Consider the following 18129-nt stretch of genomic DNA (forward strand, 5'->3'; position numbering starts at 1 on the left):
TCCTCTTATTGGATGTGCGCCAGCCTATTATAAGCTGGCGCTTCAACCATGTAAATAGTCGTTATTTGCCCAGGTCGTAAATATCTGCCCCGACGCCTTTATTTTTGTACAGCAGGTACAAACTTAACCCGCGAAGAATCTCACCTGAATAGAATCCGAAATACATCGCATTGCTTTCAGGGCCTGAACCAGTACTCAGTCGTAACGCTGGTGACCATCCGCCATCCATAATATGACCAGGTACTCCAGTAATATCATAATGGTCTTCCAGCTCATTAACAAGCAGGTCCATCAGTCGTTCAACACCTTTAACACTCGACCCACAAAGGGCATCCATAGATGCGCCTGCCAGCCACAAGCCACACATGTGACCAGTGAAGTCAGTAGGGTCAGGCATTGCTACACCTTCCTGAGGGAAGTTAGTAGGTGACACACCGCCAGACCTCTCCATAAAGTCGAGCAACCAGGTTGTCCAGTTCTCTACATACTTGACAAGTTTCGCAGGAGGTGTCTTACCGCGATTCTTCATCTCGTAAACAGCACGTGCAGCACTGAAGTAAGCACGAGGCTGATAACCAGACCAAGCGCTACCGTTCCCCCAGTGATACATAGTGAAAGTATCAGCAACGCCATACTTGAAGTTATCCCAACGGTTCCAGATGTAAGCTGATGCACCAGGACCTAACTGACCAAATCGCTTAAAGTACCACTGCTGAGAGTCGTACAAGAAGTTGGTCATGTTCTCCATTCGCTTAGCGCCAATAGCTGTATCATCATGTGTAAAGATGAATGGGTATTGGTAGCCAGGATAAGGCATACCATGCCAACCATCGAACTGCTGTGATTCCGTGTTATAGATGTTTGAGAACGGAACTAAACCAGGCACGTACGCCAGATTGTCAGGCTCATAATCAATAACTGTACAGTCACCAAGTTTAACCAAGTATGGATGCTCAGCAGAGAATGTTAAGCGATACTTGATTGTATAACCAATGTCCCAGTCATAACGAGGAGGAACATCGTTGACACAGTAGTAGCTCAGCATCGTGCTAGTCTCTACTCCGTCAGGCAGTACAAAAGAGAACTGCGGTATGTCCGTCCATGTAGGATGGTCTTTACCAGGTGTACCAGGATTCTCCTGGTATGACGCCAAAGTAAAGTCGCTGTTCTTGATAGTTATACTTGTCCAGCCACCTGCTGCAGGTAATGGACGTTCCCAGTTCCAACCCTGGTCGTCAGTTGCTTTAAGCAACAGCGGACCTGTAGATGTATATGTCAAGCCAGTTAAAGGAGAACGTGAAGACTCCAGCAACCAGAAACCGATAATACCACCAGATGAACCGTCTGGGATAGTGAACTGAATAGTGTTACCGCGACGATTATCGAGAATGTCAGTGCGATATACCTGACGTACTACTGTATTCCCATAATCAACAGCAGCTCGTATATCAGCAAGGATATACTCAGAACCATCACCTTTCTGTCCAGCAACGAAGTCACTGAGCGGAATGTCATAGTTTGTGGGTGTAGCTGCCAGAGGTGGAAGCTGAGCCACAAAACGATAGATGTTTGCATCGACGTCGACTTTCTCACGGTTCATGTACATCTCGACTTTAACGCTAATGTTACCATCAGCATCATCGAGACCGCCTGTTTCAGTGCGAATCTTCGCACTTGGTTTTACTTTAAACCAGACAGCTTGCTGCTCAAGTGATGACTGAGCAATCTCATTTTGACGTAAATCAATATACCCATTAGCATCGCGAGAGTACAGAGCTTGTGCTTCTTCTGGATAAGACCAGTCGTAAGAAATGCCGTCAGTGAACGGCGAAGACGCAGACGGGTCTTGTCGGAAGAACTGGTCTTGTCTGTCGATGTCAAGATATTCCTCCAAAGTAAATAGTACAGCTTGCCATGCGTTATAATACTTTTGCTCATTGGTAATGCGCCACAGCATATAGCAGCAGTCACAGAACCATAGCTCGGCGTCAGCAGCGTTACCACGTTGCAGTTCACCATGAAGCGGAACGTTAATAGGTCGGTTGTGCCATACCTCATTACGCTTCAGTAAGTAGCCACCTTTATCGACTGGCAGCTTAACAGAGTAGTTGAGCAGGTAAACACCATTGACAGTATGGTCACGAAGCTGAATCTCACCTTTTCGTGAATCAGGTAAACCAGACTCCAGAATCTCGCCGCCCCATAGCTCGTCGTTCTTACCTGGCAGCACACCTATTCTGTCGCCAGTCCATGCAACGATATATTCTATCAGTTGCAGCGGAGGTTCAGGAGAAGACCAGTCAACTGTATACGACGGTTTACCAAGGTAGCGTGGCCAATCAATCCATGCTAACTGGTCTGCAGGATTTGCAGGCATGGTGGTTATACGATAGTTATCGTAAATATCATCCCAATCTACGGTATCTTGTATAGCACGTACGCCACCGTTAATAGCAGGCCATGCCATATGTCCGCGGTGAGCCCATGTCGCCACATCCATGTACTCACCCCAAAAAGGAGAGCCCTGAGGCACCATAGCCTTCCCATTAACAAAACGTATTGGTACGTTCTTGTAGCCGCCCTGAGTTGGCTGCGAATCATTAATAGGGAAATTAGCAAGCACTGGTTCTTTGCCGTTACAAAGCCAGTTAGCAATCCAGCGCCTTGGTGTATCTGGAATAGGGTCGCCTTCGTAATAATACTTAACGTATGCGTCGAAGTACTCAATAGCTTTATCGAGGTATCGCTGTTCCTTAGTAGCCAGATAAGCATGGACTTCTCCCAGAATCAGCAAAGACTGACTCTCAGACGGAGCATCACCGTTAGGCTGATACTCCATCATTGTATGGGCAATAAAGTGACGGTTGTTTGACACTATGCCTTCTGGGTTAAAGACATAGTGTTGTTTTGTAGCGTCGTCAGTTCTGCCTGTATTGCGTTCTAAGAAGTGATGGTGACCTTCGATAATGCTTTCAACATTAGCTCGATGGTCAGCATTCTTCATTATCAATGTATGCATTAGCCAACCCATCCACCGTTAAAGAAGCCAGTCCATGTGTTACCGGAGTCACGGGTAATAAGCGTAACAAAGTCCTCGTAACCCACAAGGAATGAAAGCACGGGCTTTCTGTTGTTTGCCCATTTGATACGCGAGTCCCAGGTAGCTTTGTTGGAACCTGTGCCCTGCTTCAGAGCAATAGTAATCTGACGGGCTATAGTAGCTGGGTCAGTTACAGCGCCAATATTAATCTGAGTAGTTACAGCATTGAGCGTAACGTTAACAACAGTTTTAGATGAAGCAGGTATGGTAACAATCGGCGCACTTGCTACGTTACCAAAAGCATACAGCGCTGAGGTAGAAGAGTTGGAAGCGGATGCAGCCGCGTCTTCTGCCTTTTGCTGTGCTAACTGAGCTGCATCCCTGGCCGCTCGTGCTTCAATAGCTGCCTGGTTAGCATCTTCGAAGTTTGGAATAGCTTCGTTGATTGCCTCGTTAATACCTTCCAGAGTACGGATTACACCGCCTTCTGGGTTAGGTATGCTTGGGTCGTCAGACATACCAAAGTCATGGATAAGCTGAACCGCAACAGTTAGCTTATCAAGCTGTGCTTGCAAATCCGGGTCGATTGCTGTTGCCATTACGGCACCTCAACTGTTCCAGTGGCTTTCCCGCCGTTATCATCAACACAAGTAATATCAACCTTGTAAATGTACGGCTGATTAATAATAACTTTGTGCACGTAAGTAATCTCAAGAGTCAATAAAGTCTTTTGAGCGTAGCCTGCACCTATTGCACCGCCTACGTTTTTCAGTGGCGACATTTTAGTTATTGCAAAGTGGCGCAGTCTGTTAAATTGTTTAGCTGGTGAACTACCAAGCGCCACACGAAGTTTGCGCATGATAGCGTCTGAGTTCTTACCTACAGCTGTGACTTTAACGTCAATAACCATAGGCTGTACAACTGTCTCCATACCCTGGTCGTCTTGATAAGTACGAGCAGGTCCAAAGTCGTCAGCATCACCAGGTTTAAGGTAGATGTATGGCTGGCCATCTACTGTGCCAGACTCTTCGCCAACAATACAGGAACCATCAGGTAACTGTAAAAGCTGTCGCACGAGCTCCCTGAGGTCCAATATGGAGAACTGCTGTAACGTAGTAGTGGCCATGACGACTCCATGGGTCGATTCGGAATACACGATATGGCTGTGACTCATAGATAACAAAGTCACCTAGCTTAAGCTCTTGATTGCTGTAAACAGCAATTCGTGGGAACTCATGCTCGCCATCATCTTTTGTCAGCAGGTTAGGCTGGTTAGTAGCTGCACCAGGCTGAATGTTGCAAAGGTATACTTTGGGTTCGTATTCGTCCTCAAAGTCACCATTTGGCTTACGTGTGTCATTACGAAGCAGTACATCAGTCTTCGTAACAAACAACTTGTCTTTCAACAGAGAGGTAATCTTAAGCATTATTTACTAGCCTCCAGTTTCTACCAACCTTGTATCCTATGGATTCGTACAACTCCATAGATTCGCGGAGGGTACCTGGTCCAGTTTTCTTTCGTTCTGTTTCTGGTTTGAGCGGTGGCGGTATGTTCTCGCGCATCCTGGCACGTACAGCTTCTACAAGCATTTGACCTATCTGGTCGTTAAGCTGTTCGGCTGTCATGTCACCTCGCAATACAGCAGGAACACCTTCTTTAAACGCCCTGTTGATTGCCTTACGGCCTTTGCCTCGTCCGCCTACAGCTGAACGCAGGAAGCTACGCTCAGGTACGTTGTTCAAACCATACTCGTGAACCATTGCGAGCTCAGCGTTACCTATGCCATCTTTGGGGTCGCTTCGACGGTTCTTATCTGGGTGAACACCTACCGTCACACCTTGTCCGTTGAACGACTTGAATGCTCGGTAGGTAAATTCGAACTTCTGTTTGTCGCGACGTTCAAGGCGTATGCGAAACATTACACCCTCCGAGTTCTCAGCATTGCACCCACAAGGTGTTTAAGCAGGGCGCGAGTATCTGTAATCCAGTCTGATGAAGCACCAGTTACGCCAGACTTGGAGTCGAAGTATTCAATCTCCAGGTTACCGACCTTCTTACGACGCAACGCCTGGTCGCCACGAACACCTTCTTCACTTGCTGCTGTAAGCTTATCTGCAAGCAAGTAAAGCTGTGCTAGTTTGACCTCACGGGGTATAACGTTTTCAGCAATATCGATATTACAGCAACCAAGACCTGTGCGAGGCCATGCCATAGGTTGTGTCTTACTTACCTTGAAACCAATCCAGTTGTACTGAGTATCAAGTTTGATTGCTGCTTTAGCCGCCTGGTAGTACGGGTCAACACCTGGTTCAAGAATGATGCCTTCGTTTGTGATGAACTCATCAATCTCTTGAGTGTTAACATATGAATTTGCGCCTGGGACGATTGTACCGTCTTCGACAATAATGTTGTAAGCCATCAACCAATCCTCCAGCAAGTTTAGTCCGATTATACACCAGAACTTTATTGCTGTAAATAAAAAAGGCGTGCTCGTCAGCACGCCTTTTGTTAGTCCCGTTTGTGGGTTTAGATTGCAGACTTCGCAGTCAACATAACACCAGCGGTGTCTTTGTTGGAAGTCGCAACTTTAGACCAGGAAGCAGCATCTGCCAGGTCTGCATCAGTCGGAGACTGACCAGCTTTGTGACCGACCCAGCTGTAGCCTTTCAGCGACACGTTGAAGTCGTATTCACCCTGCATCTGACGGAGGATGTTCTCACCACCAGTCTGCTCAGAGGTCACCATGTCGTACAGGCCACCAACCTGAACGATAGCAGCCGACGGAGTCAGGCCCAGAACGTGGTACTTGGCGGTAGCGCCAGAACCATCAACCAGGGACGGAATGTCGGAGATGACATAACGACGACCCAGGAAGTCTTTGTACACGTTCAGGTCACCAATCTGGAACAGGTGTTCCGTGTTGTTGATAGCCTGGTCGATGAGGGAGTGGAACGCAGTAGAGTGCATGATGTACGCACGAATCTGCTGAGAACGGTCACCCATCTTCGCGTTGACTTTGTTCAGGTTCTGCATGGTAACGTTTGCAGCGGTACCAGAAGCAGAAGTAACGTCCAGAACAACATCGGCGTTGTTACCGATAGAAGCTACCAGACACGCAGCAGTGGTGTTCAGGTAATCCTGGAACATTGCGGCAGAAGCCTGCGCAGCAACAACAGCAGCCGGCTCAGAGTCACCAGCACCGATGCGACGCATCATGGTAGAGGTGATATTCAGAGGACCAACGCGGCCGTCGATTTTAACAGAGCGGTCCAGAATCTGACCCAGAGTCTGAGCGCTAACTTTGTTGGTACCAGCATACGCGTTACGGCGGTTAGCTATACCATCAACCAGCTGCCACATGGCCTGCTCAACGTAATCACCGATTACGTACTGGTTACCCAGGATGAGGGTGCCGGCGGAAGCTTCGTTAAACTTCTGTACGTCCTGGTCGACCAGCTCGGTAGCTGTGGAACGTACCTGTTCGTTAAAGATATACAGTGACATATTTTATTTGCCCCATTGAGTATTTTGAATTTTAGCACGAGCACGTGCTACGCGGTCGTCCCCGCCCCCAAAGGAGTGCTGTTGTTCACCATTGCCGTTCCCACCAGGATTAGCTCCGCCGCCGTTGGCACCGCCACCGCCAGCCTTGGTTCCACGCACAAGAGGTGCAAACTGCTTATCAGCGCGCATGTGCTCAACGAGCTCATCCGGCGTGGTAGCAGTCGGGTTACCCATGACATCAACAACAGAGGTACGCCACTTACCATCAATCTCTTGAGCGCGCAGTCGAGATTTGATGTGCGGCATAATCAGTGCTGGTGTGTCAGAGAGTTCGTTTGCCAGACGCATTGCCAGGTTATCAACCATTTGGCTTTCGAGTTGCGCCTGCAGTAATGCTGTGCGACTGTTCGCATTTTCGATGTCAGCCTGGTGCTTTTCACGCAGAGAACGTTCCAGCGACTCAACGTCACGGTCGCGGCGAGCACGTTCTTCTTCAGCCAGACGAGCACGTTCAGCTTCTTTTTTCTTTTCTTCGAGAAGCTTTTTGGTGTGCTGTTCCATACGCTGTTTTTCTTTGCGCAGCTCTTCCAGCTCTTTGGTGGTTTTCTCGTCAGGCTCAACGTCCAGACGGTACGCACCAGAAGCATCGTCTTTGACGTACAGGCCACGGAAGCCTTCGTCAATTTCGTTCAGGTCAGTTACAACTGTTTTAAGTGCCATAATATTTTCAATCCTATATGAGAGGGGCTCAATCCACTCAAGTGGGCTCCGAACAGGTTTGGGTCAAACCGCGCAGCCAGCCATCCGAAATCCACTGAGCCCTGCAGACTCTCGTGGCCGGCTGTTGCGCGGTTGACAAAACGGATTATATAACCCAGTAAGCATAAAGTAAATAGCTTTACTCAACTTTTTCTGGATTATTTTCTTCCCCATTGTTGTTCTTAGCTGCTTGAGCATTCTTTTCAGCTTCTTTTGCTACTTCCCGTGCGTCACGTTCAGCCATCTCTTCGTCAATGGCTTTCTTCGCTTCATCATCAGTAAGTTTAGCAATGCCAGCTTGTTTCAGGTTGCTACGCATTTCGGTGAAGGTGATTGCACCTGCGAGCCATTCATTTACCAGCTGCTGACGTTCCTGATATGTCATCTGGCTGTAGATGAAGTTATAGCTCAGGTTGATAGTCAGTTCTTTAGGGTCATGCCCGTAGAACAGAGCGCACCAACCAAGTGCTTCACGATATGCTGCTTCAACGTTTTGCGCAACAGTTACGATTAACGAGGCTTCAGATGCTGCTTCGTTTTTAATTTCAACTTCACGACGTTCTACTTTACCGTTCTCACGAATCAGTCGAGCACCGATAGCAATCATCTGCGCTTCTTTCTGTTTCATTGCTTCGAACGGCTGGGTGTTAGGGCTTGTCTGAATCATGCCCACAGCAGCATTAGCTGGCAGCGGAATACCGCCGTACGAACCAAGACGCAGTTCACCCTTGAGAACATCTTCGACCCATGCTTCTGTCAGACCAGACGCCCATACTGTGGGCTGACCTGTGATAAAGCATGATTCTTCGTAGTCAGCTGAGTTACGATAGTGTGCGATGTTCAGCACAGCCAGGTCATACATTGGCGGCGGGTCAATCTCAGCACTGTTGGTTTCAGAACCAATGAACTTGAACGGTATAAACTTGAGAGGCTTACCGTTCGAGTCTTTCATAACTGCAGTCTGCTGTGCAACGTACAGTGCGCCGCCAGAAACGTTCTCAGCTTTGGGGTCACCTTTGTTAACCCAGATTGTTTGTGTGCAATCACCATTGCTGTCAAGGAACAGGTGGCGCCACACAGGAGTATAGTCCTGCTGGAATCCGTCTGTAACGCCAGGAATCTGCTCACAGATAACTACCTGAGTCAGTACAACTTTACCTTCGCGATACTCTTCACGCCAGTTAATGACTTGCCACGGCATGTACAGCGTAACGGTAGGTTGTACTGTACCATCCATCAGCTCTTGGCGAGTAAAACCAAGTTGCTTGCCCTCACTGTCGACACGAGCCGGCGGGAAGTCAGTAAGTATACCTGCGCGACCAAAGGCCAATACAGATTTAAAGCAACGGCGCATCTGTTGGATTGCACCAATACCAGCACCATCGATATTTACACGCAGGACTTCCATATCATCTGGCATGAGCATCTCAGGTGGCTGCTGGAAAACAAGACCAGTCATACCTGACAGTGTACGCTGCAGCACGTTATAGAATACAGCACGCTCAAGGTACTGTTCATAACGGCGAATGTTTTCCGCCGTACAGTTAGTAGGGTCTGGCTGCGGAAGATAAAACGTTTTACGACGTTTAACAGCCTGCTGGCCTTCAATACAATCTTTAATCATATTGTATTTGCCAGAATTCTTCGTTAGCTCAGGACGTTGGTAACCAACATTCGGAGTAGTCGCTGAAGGTATTGACATTTTACCGTCCCATATTAATCTTGATTGATGTAGTATAACGGTTGATACCTCTTACAACCATGTAACGACAATCATCATATACGTGGTCTTCCGAGTTGGTATCTACGTCCTCAGTGTTGTTCTTATCACGAGGAAGAACTGGCAACGTGTTTATTGCTGCCGGACAGTTTTCCATGAAATAAATACCCGGCTTTTCCGTTTCGTCCATCTTAACATTTTTCAGGAGCTGACGGAATAGCTCGAGGCCATTTATTCTCGACCCTTGCGATTTATCGGCTTTGACCCAGGTTACTCCGGCGTCTTCCATTTTCTTCGCAATAGTCTCCACGTCCTTCTCTTTGCTCGCGTAGATTTGACCATCAGCAGGACCTGCGTTGACATTACTATCTATCCATCCGCCAGCCTGCAGGTTCTCCTGGATTCGGAGAATACCTTCAGCAACTTCTACGGCGGACAGCTTAATACCTTTGTTAGCTTCTTTTTCAGAACAACCATACCACTCAGCAATACGGATAATAGAGCCGCGCGGTATATAGTACTCATTGCCTTCGTCGTCCATAAGAGGCGCGCCGTTAGCAATTGCCCAGAAGCCGACAGAGAACGGGTGAGTAGAACCCCAGTCAAGAGAACGTTCAATTGTCCATCCGCGAGGTATACGCATACGAGGTATGATACATTTAGTCGACCATACATCGTCGAGTGCACCACCAGCAACAATATCCCAGTCACCTTCTTTCATTGCAGACACAAGAGCAGGGTCACCCAGACCTTCAAGACGGTCGCCGTAGTCAGGGTCGTTTTCCATCAGTGTCGGGTTATCAGTCATTTTAGCTGGGATGTACTGTCGAGCCATACCACCTTCGCGTTTGTCCTGCTTAACAATCTTCATCGGAGGAGCAGCAGTTACAAACGTACGCTTAACCCAGTTGTGTCCTACGCCGCCGGGGTTCGACCCACAAAAGATGAGAGGCAGCGGCCGGAAGAAGTTCTCAGGTACCTTAAGTGCACCGAGTCGAACACGGTTACGAAGGAATCGATACATCGTTTCTGAGAAGTGAGTAAGCTCATCCATCAGCAGAACGTGAATCTCAGCACCCTGGTAGGTATAGATGTCTTTCTCATACTGCAGGTGACACAGCTTGATGTTTGCGCCATTCCAGAACTTGATTGTGTTGCTGGAATAGTTAATCTTACACTTGCCGGCTTTACACATACCATCCAGCAAAGCAGGATAACTTGTGGGTCCAACCATATGGTTAGCCGTCAAGTCATTATAGTTGCGTCGGAACAGATAAATCTGCAAGTCAGGAATCATGCAGCACATAATGATGGACATTACGCGCATAAGGTGGGACTTGCCACCACCTGCAGCACCGCCGTACAGAATCTCAGTTGCCTGAGACTGCAGAGCGGCACCTTGTCTGTCGTGCAGGTGGAAGTCGAGATTCATTACTCTTCCTTATCCTCATCGTCGACGTTAACTTTTTGGTCGCCGATAGTAATGTTCAGGTTTACGCCGTTACCGTTAAGCGTCTGGTCGATGTCTGCTTTAACAACAGACTCTTTCAGTTTAGGGTACATGTATGGCATGATACCAAGAGCGCCGTCCATCATGGCTTTATAATCACTTTCGGCTTCAGCCTGTGCAATAGCCCGTTGCATTATCTCCAGAGGTTCGAGTTTAATACGACGCATCGTGCTCAACAGTTCTTCTGTTGCGTCACGGGTACTTTTCAATTTTGCCATGGATATTGTCCTCGTCAATCCGGATAGCTCGGATTATAACGAGGTAGAAAGGATATGTAAACAAGAGATGAATCTGGGATGTCTAAAGAGATAAGGAGGAGGTCTACAGTAGGAAGGCGAATAAGTAGCTTACATCTATATAAGGACTACCTAGACGCCTTTATATTTATCCGGTTTTATGCCATTTTTACCAGAAAAGGGCTTCTGCCCTCAAATAAGCCTTCTTCATTGATAATGTACGGCATTACTTCTTTGCCATATTTGATAATAGCATGGTCCGGAACAGTAACGATAGCTATGAACCTTTCTAAACACATAGGATGTGTGCAAGGTCCACCATAATAAGCCACTTCACCGGTAAACGTTAAGGCCGGTTCCCCGGCCTTGAAAGCTTCCCAGTCGAACGGCCTTTCTTCTGCCATACTGTTGATTTCTGGCTTGTCAAGCTGTTCGAAGAGGTCCATTACAGTCCTTTTGCCTGTACTGCAGCGTTATCGATAATACGGCGAAGCTTCTGGTTAGAATCTTCAAGCTTTTTGTATTCGTGACGGAGTGTTTCACGCTCGCGGTCAAAAGCACGGTTAAGTTCAACAGACGTACCATGCAATTCACGGATTTGTGCTTCATACTCTTCAGCACGTTTGCCCATCAATTGCTGCAGTTCGTTAATCTGGGCTTTATAGCCGTTGATGAGCTCAACACCTTCAAGATGGTTCTTTTCCATATGAACAATCTTTTCTTGCAGCATCTGCACATGAGCCCAGCCTTTTGCAATTTCACGTGCACCGGTATACAGTACCTTTTCCATACCAGAACGGTCAAGTTTAATACCAGTTATTTTTGCGTTAAACCAGTCAAATGCATTGACTTCCATTTGACTAGTACGGCATTCGAGTTCACCGTTGAACTTCTCAGCTTCACGGGCTTCTTTACGTGCACGTTCAGCCTGTGAGTCTGCTTTATTCAGGCGGTCATAAAGGTCAGTACCACGAGAAGGACCAAATACGGCCACAAGTACTTCAGCAAACGGGTCTCGCTTTGGTTCAGCGACTGCACCCACAAAGGGACGGGCAGGGATGCCTTCAACGTTGAGCTCAATACTGACGCCTTCGCAGCCAGAGATTGAGTTATCTTCAAGGGCCAGGTTAGCAAAAGCCACCAGGTCTTCAAAGCTGAGGTCAGGACGAGTTGACGAGACTGTTACAACTTTACGCAGTTCACCAACTTGCAATTCTTTGGTAATTGTCTGGTTAAATACTGGGCTCATTTTTTCCACTCCTTCATAATACGTTCGTTAATGTATTCAAGCACTTCTTCCTGACTGTCAATAGTCCAGTCGAATACGAAGAATTGTTTACCCATGCAAGACAGTTCGTCAACCATCTTGTCATAAGCGTCATAGATAGCCTGAAGGTTTTCTACCACGCCAGGCATTTCGTCTTTAGTGGTATTCAGGCATTCTGCTACTGGCGGCAGACAAAAGATAGTGATACTATTGTCTACCAGCTCAGCTACAGAATATATATCAATATCGATGACAGGCGCACGTTGAAGAACCATGCAATAGATATACTCAGATATAACAGCGCTGCGGTCGTAAATACTATTGCCTTCCAACGCGTTTTCTGTGGCCTGTTTAGCCAGAACCGATTCGGCATCTTTGTCAACAGTATTATGAATAATGCTGCGGCCAAGATGAGGTTCAAGGAACTTAATAAGTGTAGATTTACGAGCATTGTCAGGTCCCTCAACTATGATATTCATTTTACACTCCGGTAACGCTGTATCAGCACAGATTTGTTATCAACATATTCATCATTATAAGTGAAGTCACTATCAATGTACATCATTAATTTGCTACGGTCCATTAATATATCACTTGGACCTACTTCTTTGATTGTACTGATAAACATGTTGTCAACACGGAGCGTACCTTTGGCATGCTCTTCAAGAGCCGCAAGTATTAACTGTGCACCGCCAACAATCCAAACATCTGAACCACGGTCTTCAAGTGCTGCTGCCAACTCACCTATATTGTTGTAGCCTTCTGAAGCCAAGATAGAATGAGACACCGGCAGCAGTATTCGGTGGGCTGTCATAGGTAAGCTCATAGTCTGATACGTTTTCACACCGGCTAACAATACACTATGACCGACCATTCTGCTTGTCACATCGCGAATCATATCGAGCAGGTGTTCCTGTGGGAAGAGACCCCGGAGTTGCTCAAATGCATTATAGCCTGGTTCTGTTGCGATTGAATTAGTCATAGTCCTGAAAAACAGCATATCAGCCGGACACTTCCATGGGAGACCGGATAACGGAAGCATACGGACCTCTTCAGCAGTTTTGGCTTCACTAACCAGCTTACGATGCAGCTCAAGCGAACGGCCAAATTCGCCTTCCTGGCCCATTGCAAACATGATATTAATCACAGCTCTACCTCCGAAATGATTTTGAACATTTCCCAGCGAATACGACGAGCGCCATACTTATTGGCGAGCAAGTGTTCAAGCTGGTACTTAGCTGAATCAATATCCAACTCACCGTAACAGCCAAATTTGGCCGTTGCCTGTATGTTTCGCGTGATAAAGCCGCCACGAAGCTTGCGTAAACGGCATTTTGCGTCATACGCAACAGTAACTTCGAGATGTTTGCCTTTTTCGATTACTGGCAGGTCGAGGATGTTTGCTTCAGTCATTTAAAAAATCCTGTGATGATGGTTCAGAAAGTAAGGCCTTCATTGGGTCATGCTCAGGCCAAGGTGGAGTGTCATCAAGAGACGGATGATTGCCCGTTTCTATGCGTTTTGGAGCAATTTCTTGCTCTTTTTTGGCCTTTATATACTCGTCATGAGCCTTACAAATGGCATTTACTATAAAATCGTGCTGATAAGCGTACCATTCGTCGTTATCTGTGTCGTACTTAAGACCGACATACTTCATTAGCGACGACATGACATGGATGCCTTCGTGGGATATGGTATTGTAGCGGAGGTCGTCCGGAAGGTAGAGCTCTACGACTATAAAGCAATAGGGATAGCTCTTACGGTTGAAGGTAAAAGTTGTTGCAGCGACAGGATATTCATCCTCCCAATGGCCAAAAGGAGGCAAATCCATCTCTTTAATCAGCTCATCATGCTGTTTTTTACTCAGCACAACAGCTAATTGCGGAGGATACGGAGTCAAAGTGACTAGTTCCATATGTAACCCACAAGTAGGGACGGTCAAGGCAAGTCCGTTGACACGTCGTTGTTGATGATAATTAATGATAGCGCGTGGTGAGAAGAAAGTACACCACTTTTTAACAGATGTCTACACAATTCCAGAAAAATATAAAAAATTTTTGGAGGGGCCTCCAATTGCTGTACAAAAGGCTTTATGGTAACACAATCGTGATTGATATGATGATGATTGAGTACTAAGAGTCTAAAAAGGAGCAAAAAATAAAAAAATCCGTCGGCGCTTAAAATTGGTCACACAGAGTGATTATACCCCCCGCACCCTATTTCGTTGTGAACTATTACCAACGCAATCATTACCAGAGTAACTATTACCCGTGTAGCAGTTTCGGCCGAAGTAGTTCAAAGCGTCTACAATTCAGATTGAAATTATATTTTTATAAATAATTTCGCCGGCCCTATTAGATAGCACCCCTATGTAACTATAACCCCTGCCGACCATTTCAAACGAAGTGATTACTCGAGTAACTATATCAATTGTAATCGAGAACCACTATCAACCGCAAGTGATTATCGTTTCTAAATACTTGCATTAACTTGCAATTCTTTTATGTACAATCAATAGCGATTGGACTATTATATATTTATTGAATGTGTTGAACAATTCAACACAAGAATGGTTCAGGAGGATTTATGTAGTTACTTATGTTGTTAGTACTCAACCAGTCAACAGACACATCTGGTAGATGGTCAATGGTGTCTTTTGCTCTTTAACAATCTGGTTAACATGTTTCTTGTTGATAGTAACACAAGTAATAGTTTCAACCAGTGACTATTGGTAACAGTAGTCACACCTGGAAACTAATACATGAGGTAACTATTATGAAAGACAATTATACACTTTGGTATGATGACAATGAGGGACTGTGGTGTGTCAATATTAACAATGGACCAGTTCCAGACTTTGAGTCAATGGACGTGGATGATTGTGTTGATTTTATCCAGTCACAAGTAGTCAAATATCAAGAGTAATTTCCAACAATGACAACTTACCAAAGTTGTCATGATTGGACTTACTTGTCAAGGATTGACATTCAAAAATCTATCAATGAGAGGATACAAACATGACTACTGCAATCAACTACGTTTACATTACTTCCGCGTTTTCTGTTGAAGCTGTGATGGACGGTCTGACAACTGATGACACTATGGCGTCAATGATTGTGCAGCAGAATGCTCTCCAGCATTTTGAACGCAATCAACTGTTGAAAATGATTAAAAGTCTCAATGATGAGACTACCTGCACAATCAAAGATTCCAAAGAAGTGATGATGAAGGCGCTGTTTGATGAACTCAATCAACTTGAAGTTCAGCATGTTGCGGTCAAACAAAAATCCAGCACTGGTGGCACCCGTAAAACTTCAACTGGTCCATCAACTAAGGACACATGCTATACCGTGTTCAAAGATTACAACTTGCTGGACAAAGAAGATTCCAAGCTGGCACTTGCAGATGCAATGAAAGCTTGTGAAATGGCAGATGATGATATTAAGGCAAAACGTGTTGTACAGTCTTATATGTCATACTACCGTAATGATGTAAAATCCGGTAAAATCACTGACGGTAAATCAGTTGTAAAAACTGATGATAAAGCTGATGATAAAGCTCCGGAACAAGAAACTGAAGAGTAATTTCTGACAGACCTCTTACGAGAGGTCTGGATTGAAATTATTAATCAACAGGAGTAAAAAACATGACACTTGACGACAAAGACCTGATGGACAAGTTGCATCATTACGCACGTGAATGGTTCTTGAATTGGGACGAAAGTTTTCAGGAGTTTGGTCAATTAATTCTTGACACTCCTCTTGAGGACTTGAAAATTCATGCGTATGTCATCAACATGAATTTGGCGCAAATCATGAGAATGTTTTGTACTGAATTCAAAGATGGCGAGCGCGATAGTGACGATATTGCTGACCTTGGACTGGTAATGGGATGGTTGTTAAAATTATGAAAGAACTTAAACTGACAGCAGACGAATTGGCGCACTTGATTGAACTTCTTGAATCAAATGCTCAAATTGTTAGTGATCAAATTGAGTCTAGTGTTGAAGATAATTCTCGCGTTAGCGACTTACTTGAACAATTCAGACTCACGATTCAAATTAGTACAAAATTGCAATAGTTTCAACAATGAACTATCAAAGTTGCGATAGTTCATGATTGAAATTATTCAACAGGAGAAGAAACATGAAAGTAGAAATGCTGATTGACTTTAACCCAGACGTTAATCATCCAAAAGTTCAGGAATTGGGCGCATATGATTTATTTTGTGAGATTGTGCGTCTCAACCTTAACAAAGGTTATGTGCGGTTTGGTTTGAAATCTTTAACTGGTCAATACTTCATTAATTGTGACGATATTCCTCTTCACAATTTCAGAAGTTTTTGTGTACAAATCCAAAGTTATGGTGGTGTATGCCATTAATCAAATTTACTACAGTTCATATAGCTCAACAGTTACCTCCAAAAGTTGACCAACAATTTTTGACAACTGAAGAGTGGAATGTCTGGACACAAACTGCATTAAAAGCTGGTGCAAAACGTACCAATGCAGGTAAAGTGTTTACCAGGTTCAATAAAGAGTGTATAATAGTAGCTCAGGTGATGATTGAGTGAAATTAACAAAGTCTCGGTATCCGGGACTTGATTAATATCACTGAGGAGAGAAACATGACACCATTCATTATTAACCAGCACAATTGCTATTTTTATCTGACTAATGAGTTAGTTGAAATGATGCAAGGTCAAGAGTTGACAAATTGTCGTTGTTTTGATAATTTTGATGATTTCTATGCTGCAGTGCATGAGATTTATCCTGCAGTTGAAAGTGTAGAAGAGTTGTATGGTAGTTACATTGAGCTTTATTATGATGATGAGCTTGATAAAGCTGTTGTTGAGCATTCTTTCTTGAATGCGGTGTTTGACATTGAAACATTGGCGGAAGATATTTCCAATTATACTGCTGATGATGAGTAATTCAACAATGAGGATTTGATGAAAGTCCTCATGATTGAATTAACCCACAAGGAGGCCGATTATGGTCCGTAAACATGTTGTTGAGTATACTACTGAAAATCCGGTATATGCTGTTAATCGTAGCATGTGGCGGATTGTAATTGGTATTGTTATCGTATCTATGGTGTTTAGTTATGTTTTCTGAGGAGCAACTGAATGATTTGGTTGGACGTGTTCATCGACGCGATTTATCTCACATTGCCGATGTTTTTTCTGCCGGCATTACTGACAGTCAGGTATTACGCCAAGCGCGCAGGCGAGAAGAAAATGCGGAGCGAGCTGCAAAAGCATGGTCTTATCAACCCCCGAAAACTTTACCAGTAACCTGGGTTGATATGTGTATTTGGTTGTTCAATAAACTTGGCATCAGGAGTAAATAAATGATTGGTTTGATTCTTGCTACTTGTATCGCTGCACATGACTGTGAATATAAAGTTGTTGAAGCGAAACCTGAATGGACTACCGTAGAGCAATGTGCTGCCGATAGTCCATACACTTTGTTAGAACTGGGATTAGTGCCTGCACAAAACCAGCGTGTTATTTGTGACGAGCTAAAACCTGTTAACTGACATCAACGCCAGGCGCAACGTAAAAGTTGTAGACCTGGCAAAATTGTTCCCATGTTAGCTCTACCAAACCCACAAAGAGCCTGTTAGTTGCCTCTTTGAAAGTTGTGCCAAGTGGTAATATACCAACATCCACGTCACTGCGTCGCATTACAACGACTGGCTTTTGGCGTGGAAGTTCGTATATTAGTACAGGTGTCTTGTCATGACGCTTTGCTGATTCCTCGCATTGACGCCACCACGTACCGATGGCTTTTGTATTGTGTTTTTTAAGCTCAACGCTGAAAAACGGTACCCCGAGTAAGTCATCCCCGCCATTAATAGACTGTTGAAGATTGCGTTCAACATTCAATCCGAATGATTCATTGAATTTTTTTGCCATTTTACGTTCAAAGTTTTGGCCTTTTACTCGAATGTTAACCATATTGTATTCAATCCTGTTGAAAATTCTGCTAATTTGGGATATTGGTGATTATTGTACTACATATTAATCACAGTGTAAACGTCTACGAATTTATTTAGCAATCCGACTTTTTTAAATTTTCCGCCGGCGT

26 protein-coding genes are annotated in these 18129 nt (G+C 45.1%); 8 read left to right on the forward strand and 18 right to left on the reverse strand.

Annotated elements, in window-relative coordinates; all coding sequences use genetic code 11:
• Nucleotides 1–61: 61 nt before the first annotated feature.
• The 17 genes from AB8846_RS21800 to AB8846_RS21880 form a co-directional block, all read right to left on the reverse strand.
• Nucleotides 62–3019, reverse strand: a complete 2958-nt coding sequence (locus AB8846_RS21800; protein ID WP_370733683.1) for a phage tail protein — start codon at nucleotides 3017–3019, stop codon at nucleotides 62–64.
• On the reverse strand, nucleotides 3019–3639 hold the full coding sequence (locus AB8846_RS21805) for a hypothetical protein (RefSeq protein WP_370733684.1): 621 nt from the start codon (nucleotides 3637–3639) through the stop codon (nucleotides 3019–3021). Before AB8846_RS21805 ends, AB8846_RS21800 begins: the two co-directional genes overlap by 1 nt.
• The gene (locus tag AB8846_RS21810; RefSeq protein WP_370733685.1) at nucleotides 3639–4115 is read right to left on the reverse strand and encodes a hypothetical protein; all 477 of its coding nucleotides are present in this window, start codon (nucleotides 4113–4115) and stop codon (nucleotides 3639–3641) included. The genes AB8846_RS21805 and AB8846_RS21810 overlap by 1 nt, the downstream gene beginning before the upstream one ends.
• Nucleotides 4090–4467 (reverse strand): hypothetical protein, encoded by a 378-nt coding sequence (locus AB8846_RS21815; RefSeq protein ID WP_370733686.1) that lies wholly within the window; start codon nucleotides 4465–4467, stop codon nucleotides 4090–4092. The genes AB8846_RS21810 and AB8846_RS21815 overlap by 26 nt, the downstream gene beginning before the upstream one ends.
• On the reverse strand, nucleotides 4460–4960 hold the full coding sequence (locus tag AB8846_RS21820) for a hypothetical protein (protein WP_370733687.1): 501 nt from the start codon (nucleotides 4958–4960) through the stop codon (nucleotides 4460–4462). The genes AB8846_RS21815 and AB8846_RS21820 overlap by 8 nt, the downstream gene beginning before the upstream one ends.
• Nucleotides 4960–5460 carry a DnaT-like ssDNA-binding protein gene (locus AB8846_RS21825; RefSeq protein WP_370733688.1) on the reverse strand — a complete coding sequence of 167 codons (501 nt, stop codon included), beginning with the start codon at nucleotides 5458–5460 and terminating at the stop codon, nucleotides 4960–4962. The genes AB8846_RS21820 and AB8846_RS21825 overlap by 1 nt, the downstream gene beginning before the upstream one ends.
• Before the next feature lie 107 nt (nucleotides 5461–5567).
• Complete coding sequence (locus tag AB8846_RS21830; RefSeq protein ID WP_370733689.1) at nucleotides 5568–6545, reverse strand: major capsid protein; 978 nt, start codon at nucleotides 6543–6545, stop codon at nucleotides 5568–5570.
• Nucleotides 6546–6548: 3 nt separating this feature from the next.
• Entirely contained in the window at nucleotides 6549–7265 is a 717-nt protein-coding gene (locus AB8846_RS21835) for a hypothetical protein (protein ID WP_370733690.1), read from the reverse strand.
• 178 nt (nucleotides 7266–7443) lie between these two features.
• Nucleotides 7444–9006: a DUF4055 domain-containing protein gene (locus AB8846_RS21840; protein WP_370733691.1), complete on the reverse strand. Its 1563-nt coding sequence runs from the start codon at nucleotides 9004–9006 to the stop codon at nucleotides 7444–7446.
• 1 nt (nucleotide 9007) lies between these two features.
• Nucleotides 9008–10456 (reverse strand): phage terminase large subunit, encoded by a 1449-nt coding sequence (locus AB8846_RS21845; RefSeq protein WP_370733692.1) that lies wholly within the window; start codon nucleotides 10454–10456, stop codon nucleotides 9008–9010.
• The gene (locus AB8846_RS21850; RefSeq protein ID WP_370733693.1) at nucleotides 10456–10752 is read right to left on the reverse strand and encodes a hypothetical protein; all 297 of its coding nucleotides are present in this window, start codon (nucleotides 10750–10752) and stop codon (nucleotides 10456–10458) included. The genes AB8846_RS21845 and AB8846_RS21850 overlap by 1 nt, the downstream gene beginning before the upstream one ends.
• 176 nt (nucleotides 10753–10928) lie before the next feature.
• A complete protein-coding gene (locus AB8846_RS21855; RefSeq protein WP_370733694.1) occupies nucleotides 10929–11216 on the reverse strand; it encodes a hypothetical protein in 288 nt (95 codons plus the stop codon).
• The gene (locus AB8846_RS21860; RefSeq protein ID WP_370733695.1) at nucleotides 11216–12019 is read right to left on the reverse strand and encodes a hypothetical protein; all 804 of its coding nucleotides are present in this window, start codon (nucleotides 12017–12019) and stop codon (nucleotides 11216–11218) included. The genes AB8846_RS21855 and AB8846_RS21860 overlap by 1 nt, the downstream gene beginning before the upstream one ends.
• Nucleotides 12016–12516: a hypothetical protein gene (locus tag AB8846_RS21865; protein ID WP_370733696.1), complete on the reverse strand. Its 501-nt coding sequence runs from the start codon at nucleotides 12514–12516 to the stop codon at nucleotides 12016–12018. Before AB8846_RS21865 ends, AB8846_RS21860 begins: the two co-directional genes overlap by 4 nt.
• Complete coding sequence (locus tag AB8846_RS21870) at nucleotides 12513–13184, reverse strand: hypothetical protein (protein ID WP_370733697.1); 672 nt, start codon at nucleotides 13182–13184, stop codon at nucleotides 12513–12515. Before AB8846_RS21870 ends, AB8846_RS21865 begins: the two co-directional genes overlap by 4 nt.
• Entirely contained in the window at nucleotides 13181–13450 is a 270-nt protein-coding gene (locus tag AB8846_RS21875; RefSeq protein WP_370733698.1) for a hypothetical protein, read from the reverse strand. The genes AB8846_RS21870 and AB8846_RS21875 overlap by 4 nt, the downstream gene beginning before the upstream one ends.
• Nucleotides 13443–13952: a hypothetical protein gene (locus AB8846_RS21880; RefSeq protein WP_370733699.1), complete on the reverse strand. Its 510-nt coding sequence runs from the start codon at nucleotides 13950–13952 to the stop codon at nucleotides 13443–13445. Before AB8846_RS21880 ends, AB8846_RS21875 begins: the two co-directional genes overlap by 8 nt.
• Nucleotides 13953–15054: 1102 nt before the next feature.
• On the opposite strand from AB8846_RS21880, the gene AB8846_RS21885 reads away from it, so the two are divergent.
• From AB8846_RS21885 to AB8846_RS21920, 8 genes are all read left to right on the forward strand, one after another.
• Complete coding sequence (locus tag AB8846_RS21885; RefSeq protein ID WP_370733700.1) at nucleotides 15055–15621, forward strand: hypothetical protein; 567 nt, start codon at nucleotides 15055–15057, stop codon at nucleotides 15619–15621.
• 62 nt (nucleotides 15622–15683) lie between these two features.
• The gene (locus AB8846_RS21890; RefSeq protein ID WP_370733701.1) at nucleotides 15684–15947 is read left to right on the forward strand and encodes a hypothetical protein; all 264 of its coding nucleotides are present in this window, start codon (nucleotides 15684–15686) and stop codon (nucleotides 15945–15947) included.
• On the forward strand, nucleotides 15944–16117 hold the full coding sequence (locus AB8846_RS21895) for a hypothetical protein (protein ID WP_370733702.1): 174 nt from the start codon (nucleotides 15944–15946) through the stop codon (nucleotides 16115–16117). Before AB8846_RS21890 ends, AB8846_RS21895 begins: the two co-directional genes overlap by 4 nt.
• Before the next feature lie 65 nt (nucleotides 16118–16182).
• A complete protein-coding gene (locus tag AB8846_RS21900) occupies nucleotides 16183–16419 on the forward strand; it encodes a hypothetical protein (RefSeq protein WP_370733703.1) in 237 nt (78 codons plus the stop codon).
• Nucleotides 16410–16610: a hypothetical protein gene (locus AB8846_RS21905; protein WP_370733704.1), complete on the forward strand. Its 201-nt coding sequence runs from the start codon at nucleotides 16410–16412 to the stop codon at nucleotides 16608–16610. Before AB8846_RS21900 ends, AB8846_RS21905 begins: the two co-directional genes overlap by 10 nt.
• A gap of 54 nt (nucleotides 16611–16664) precedes the next feature.
• Nucleotides 16665–16970 carry a hypothetical protein gene (locus AB8846_RS21910; RefSeq protein ID WP_370733705.1) on the forward strand — a complete coding sequence of 102 codons (306 nt, stop codon included), beginning with the start codon at nucleotides 16665–16667 and terminating at the stop codon, nucleotides 16968–16970.
• Between the two features lie 173 nt (nucleotides 16971–17143).
• On the forward strand, nucleotides 17144–17389 hold the full coding sequence (locus AB8846_RS21915; protein WP_370733706.1) for a hypothetical protein: 246 nt from the start codon (nucleotides 17144–17146) through the stop codon (nucleotides 17387–17389).
• Nucleotides 17390–17578 carry a hypothetical protein gene (locus tag AB8846_RS21920; RefSeq protein WP_370733707.1) on the forward strand — a complete coding sequence of 63 codons (189 nt, stop codon included), beginning with the start codon at nucleotides 17390–17392 and terminating at the stop codon, nucleotides 17576–17578.
• Here the strand turns inward: AB8846_RS21920 and AB8846_RS21925 are convergent.
• Complete coding sequence (locus tag AB8846_RS21925) at nucleotides 17571–17999, reverse strand: hypothetical protein (RefSeq protein WP_370733708.1); 429 nt, start codon at nucleotides 17997–17999, stop codon at nucleotides 17571–17573. The two genes, AB8846_RS21920 and AB8846_RS21925, sit on opposite strands and share 8 nt — an antisense overlap.
• Nucleotides 18000–18129 lie beyond the last annotated feature (130 nt).

The organism is Enterobacter sp. KB-221C9 (assembly GCF_041320715.1).
Taxonomy (GTDB): domain Bacteria; phylum Pseudomonadota; class Gammaproteobacteria; order Enterobacterales; family Enterobacteriaceae; genus Enterobacter; species Enterobacter asburiae_D.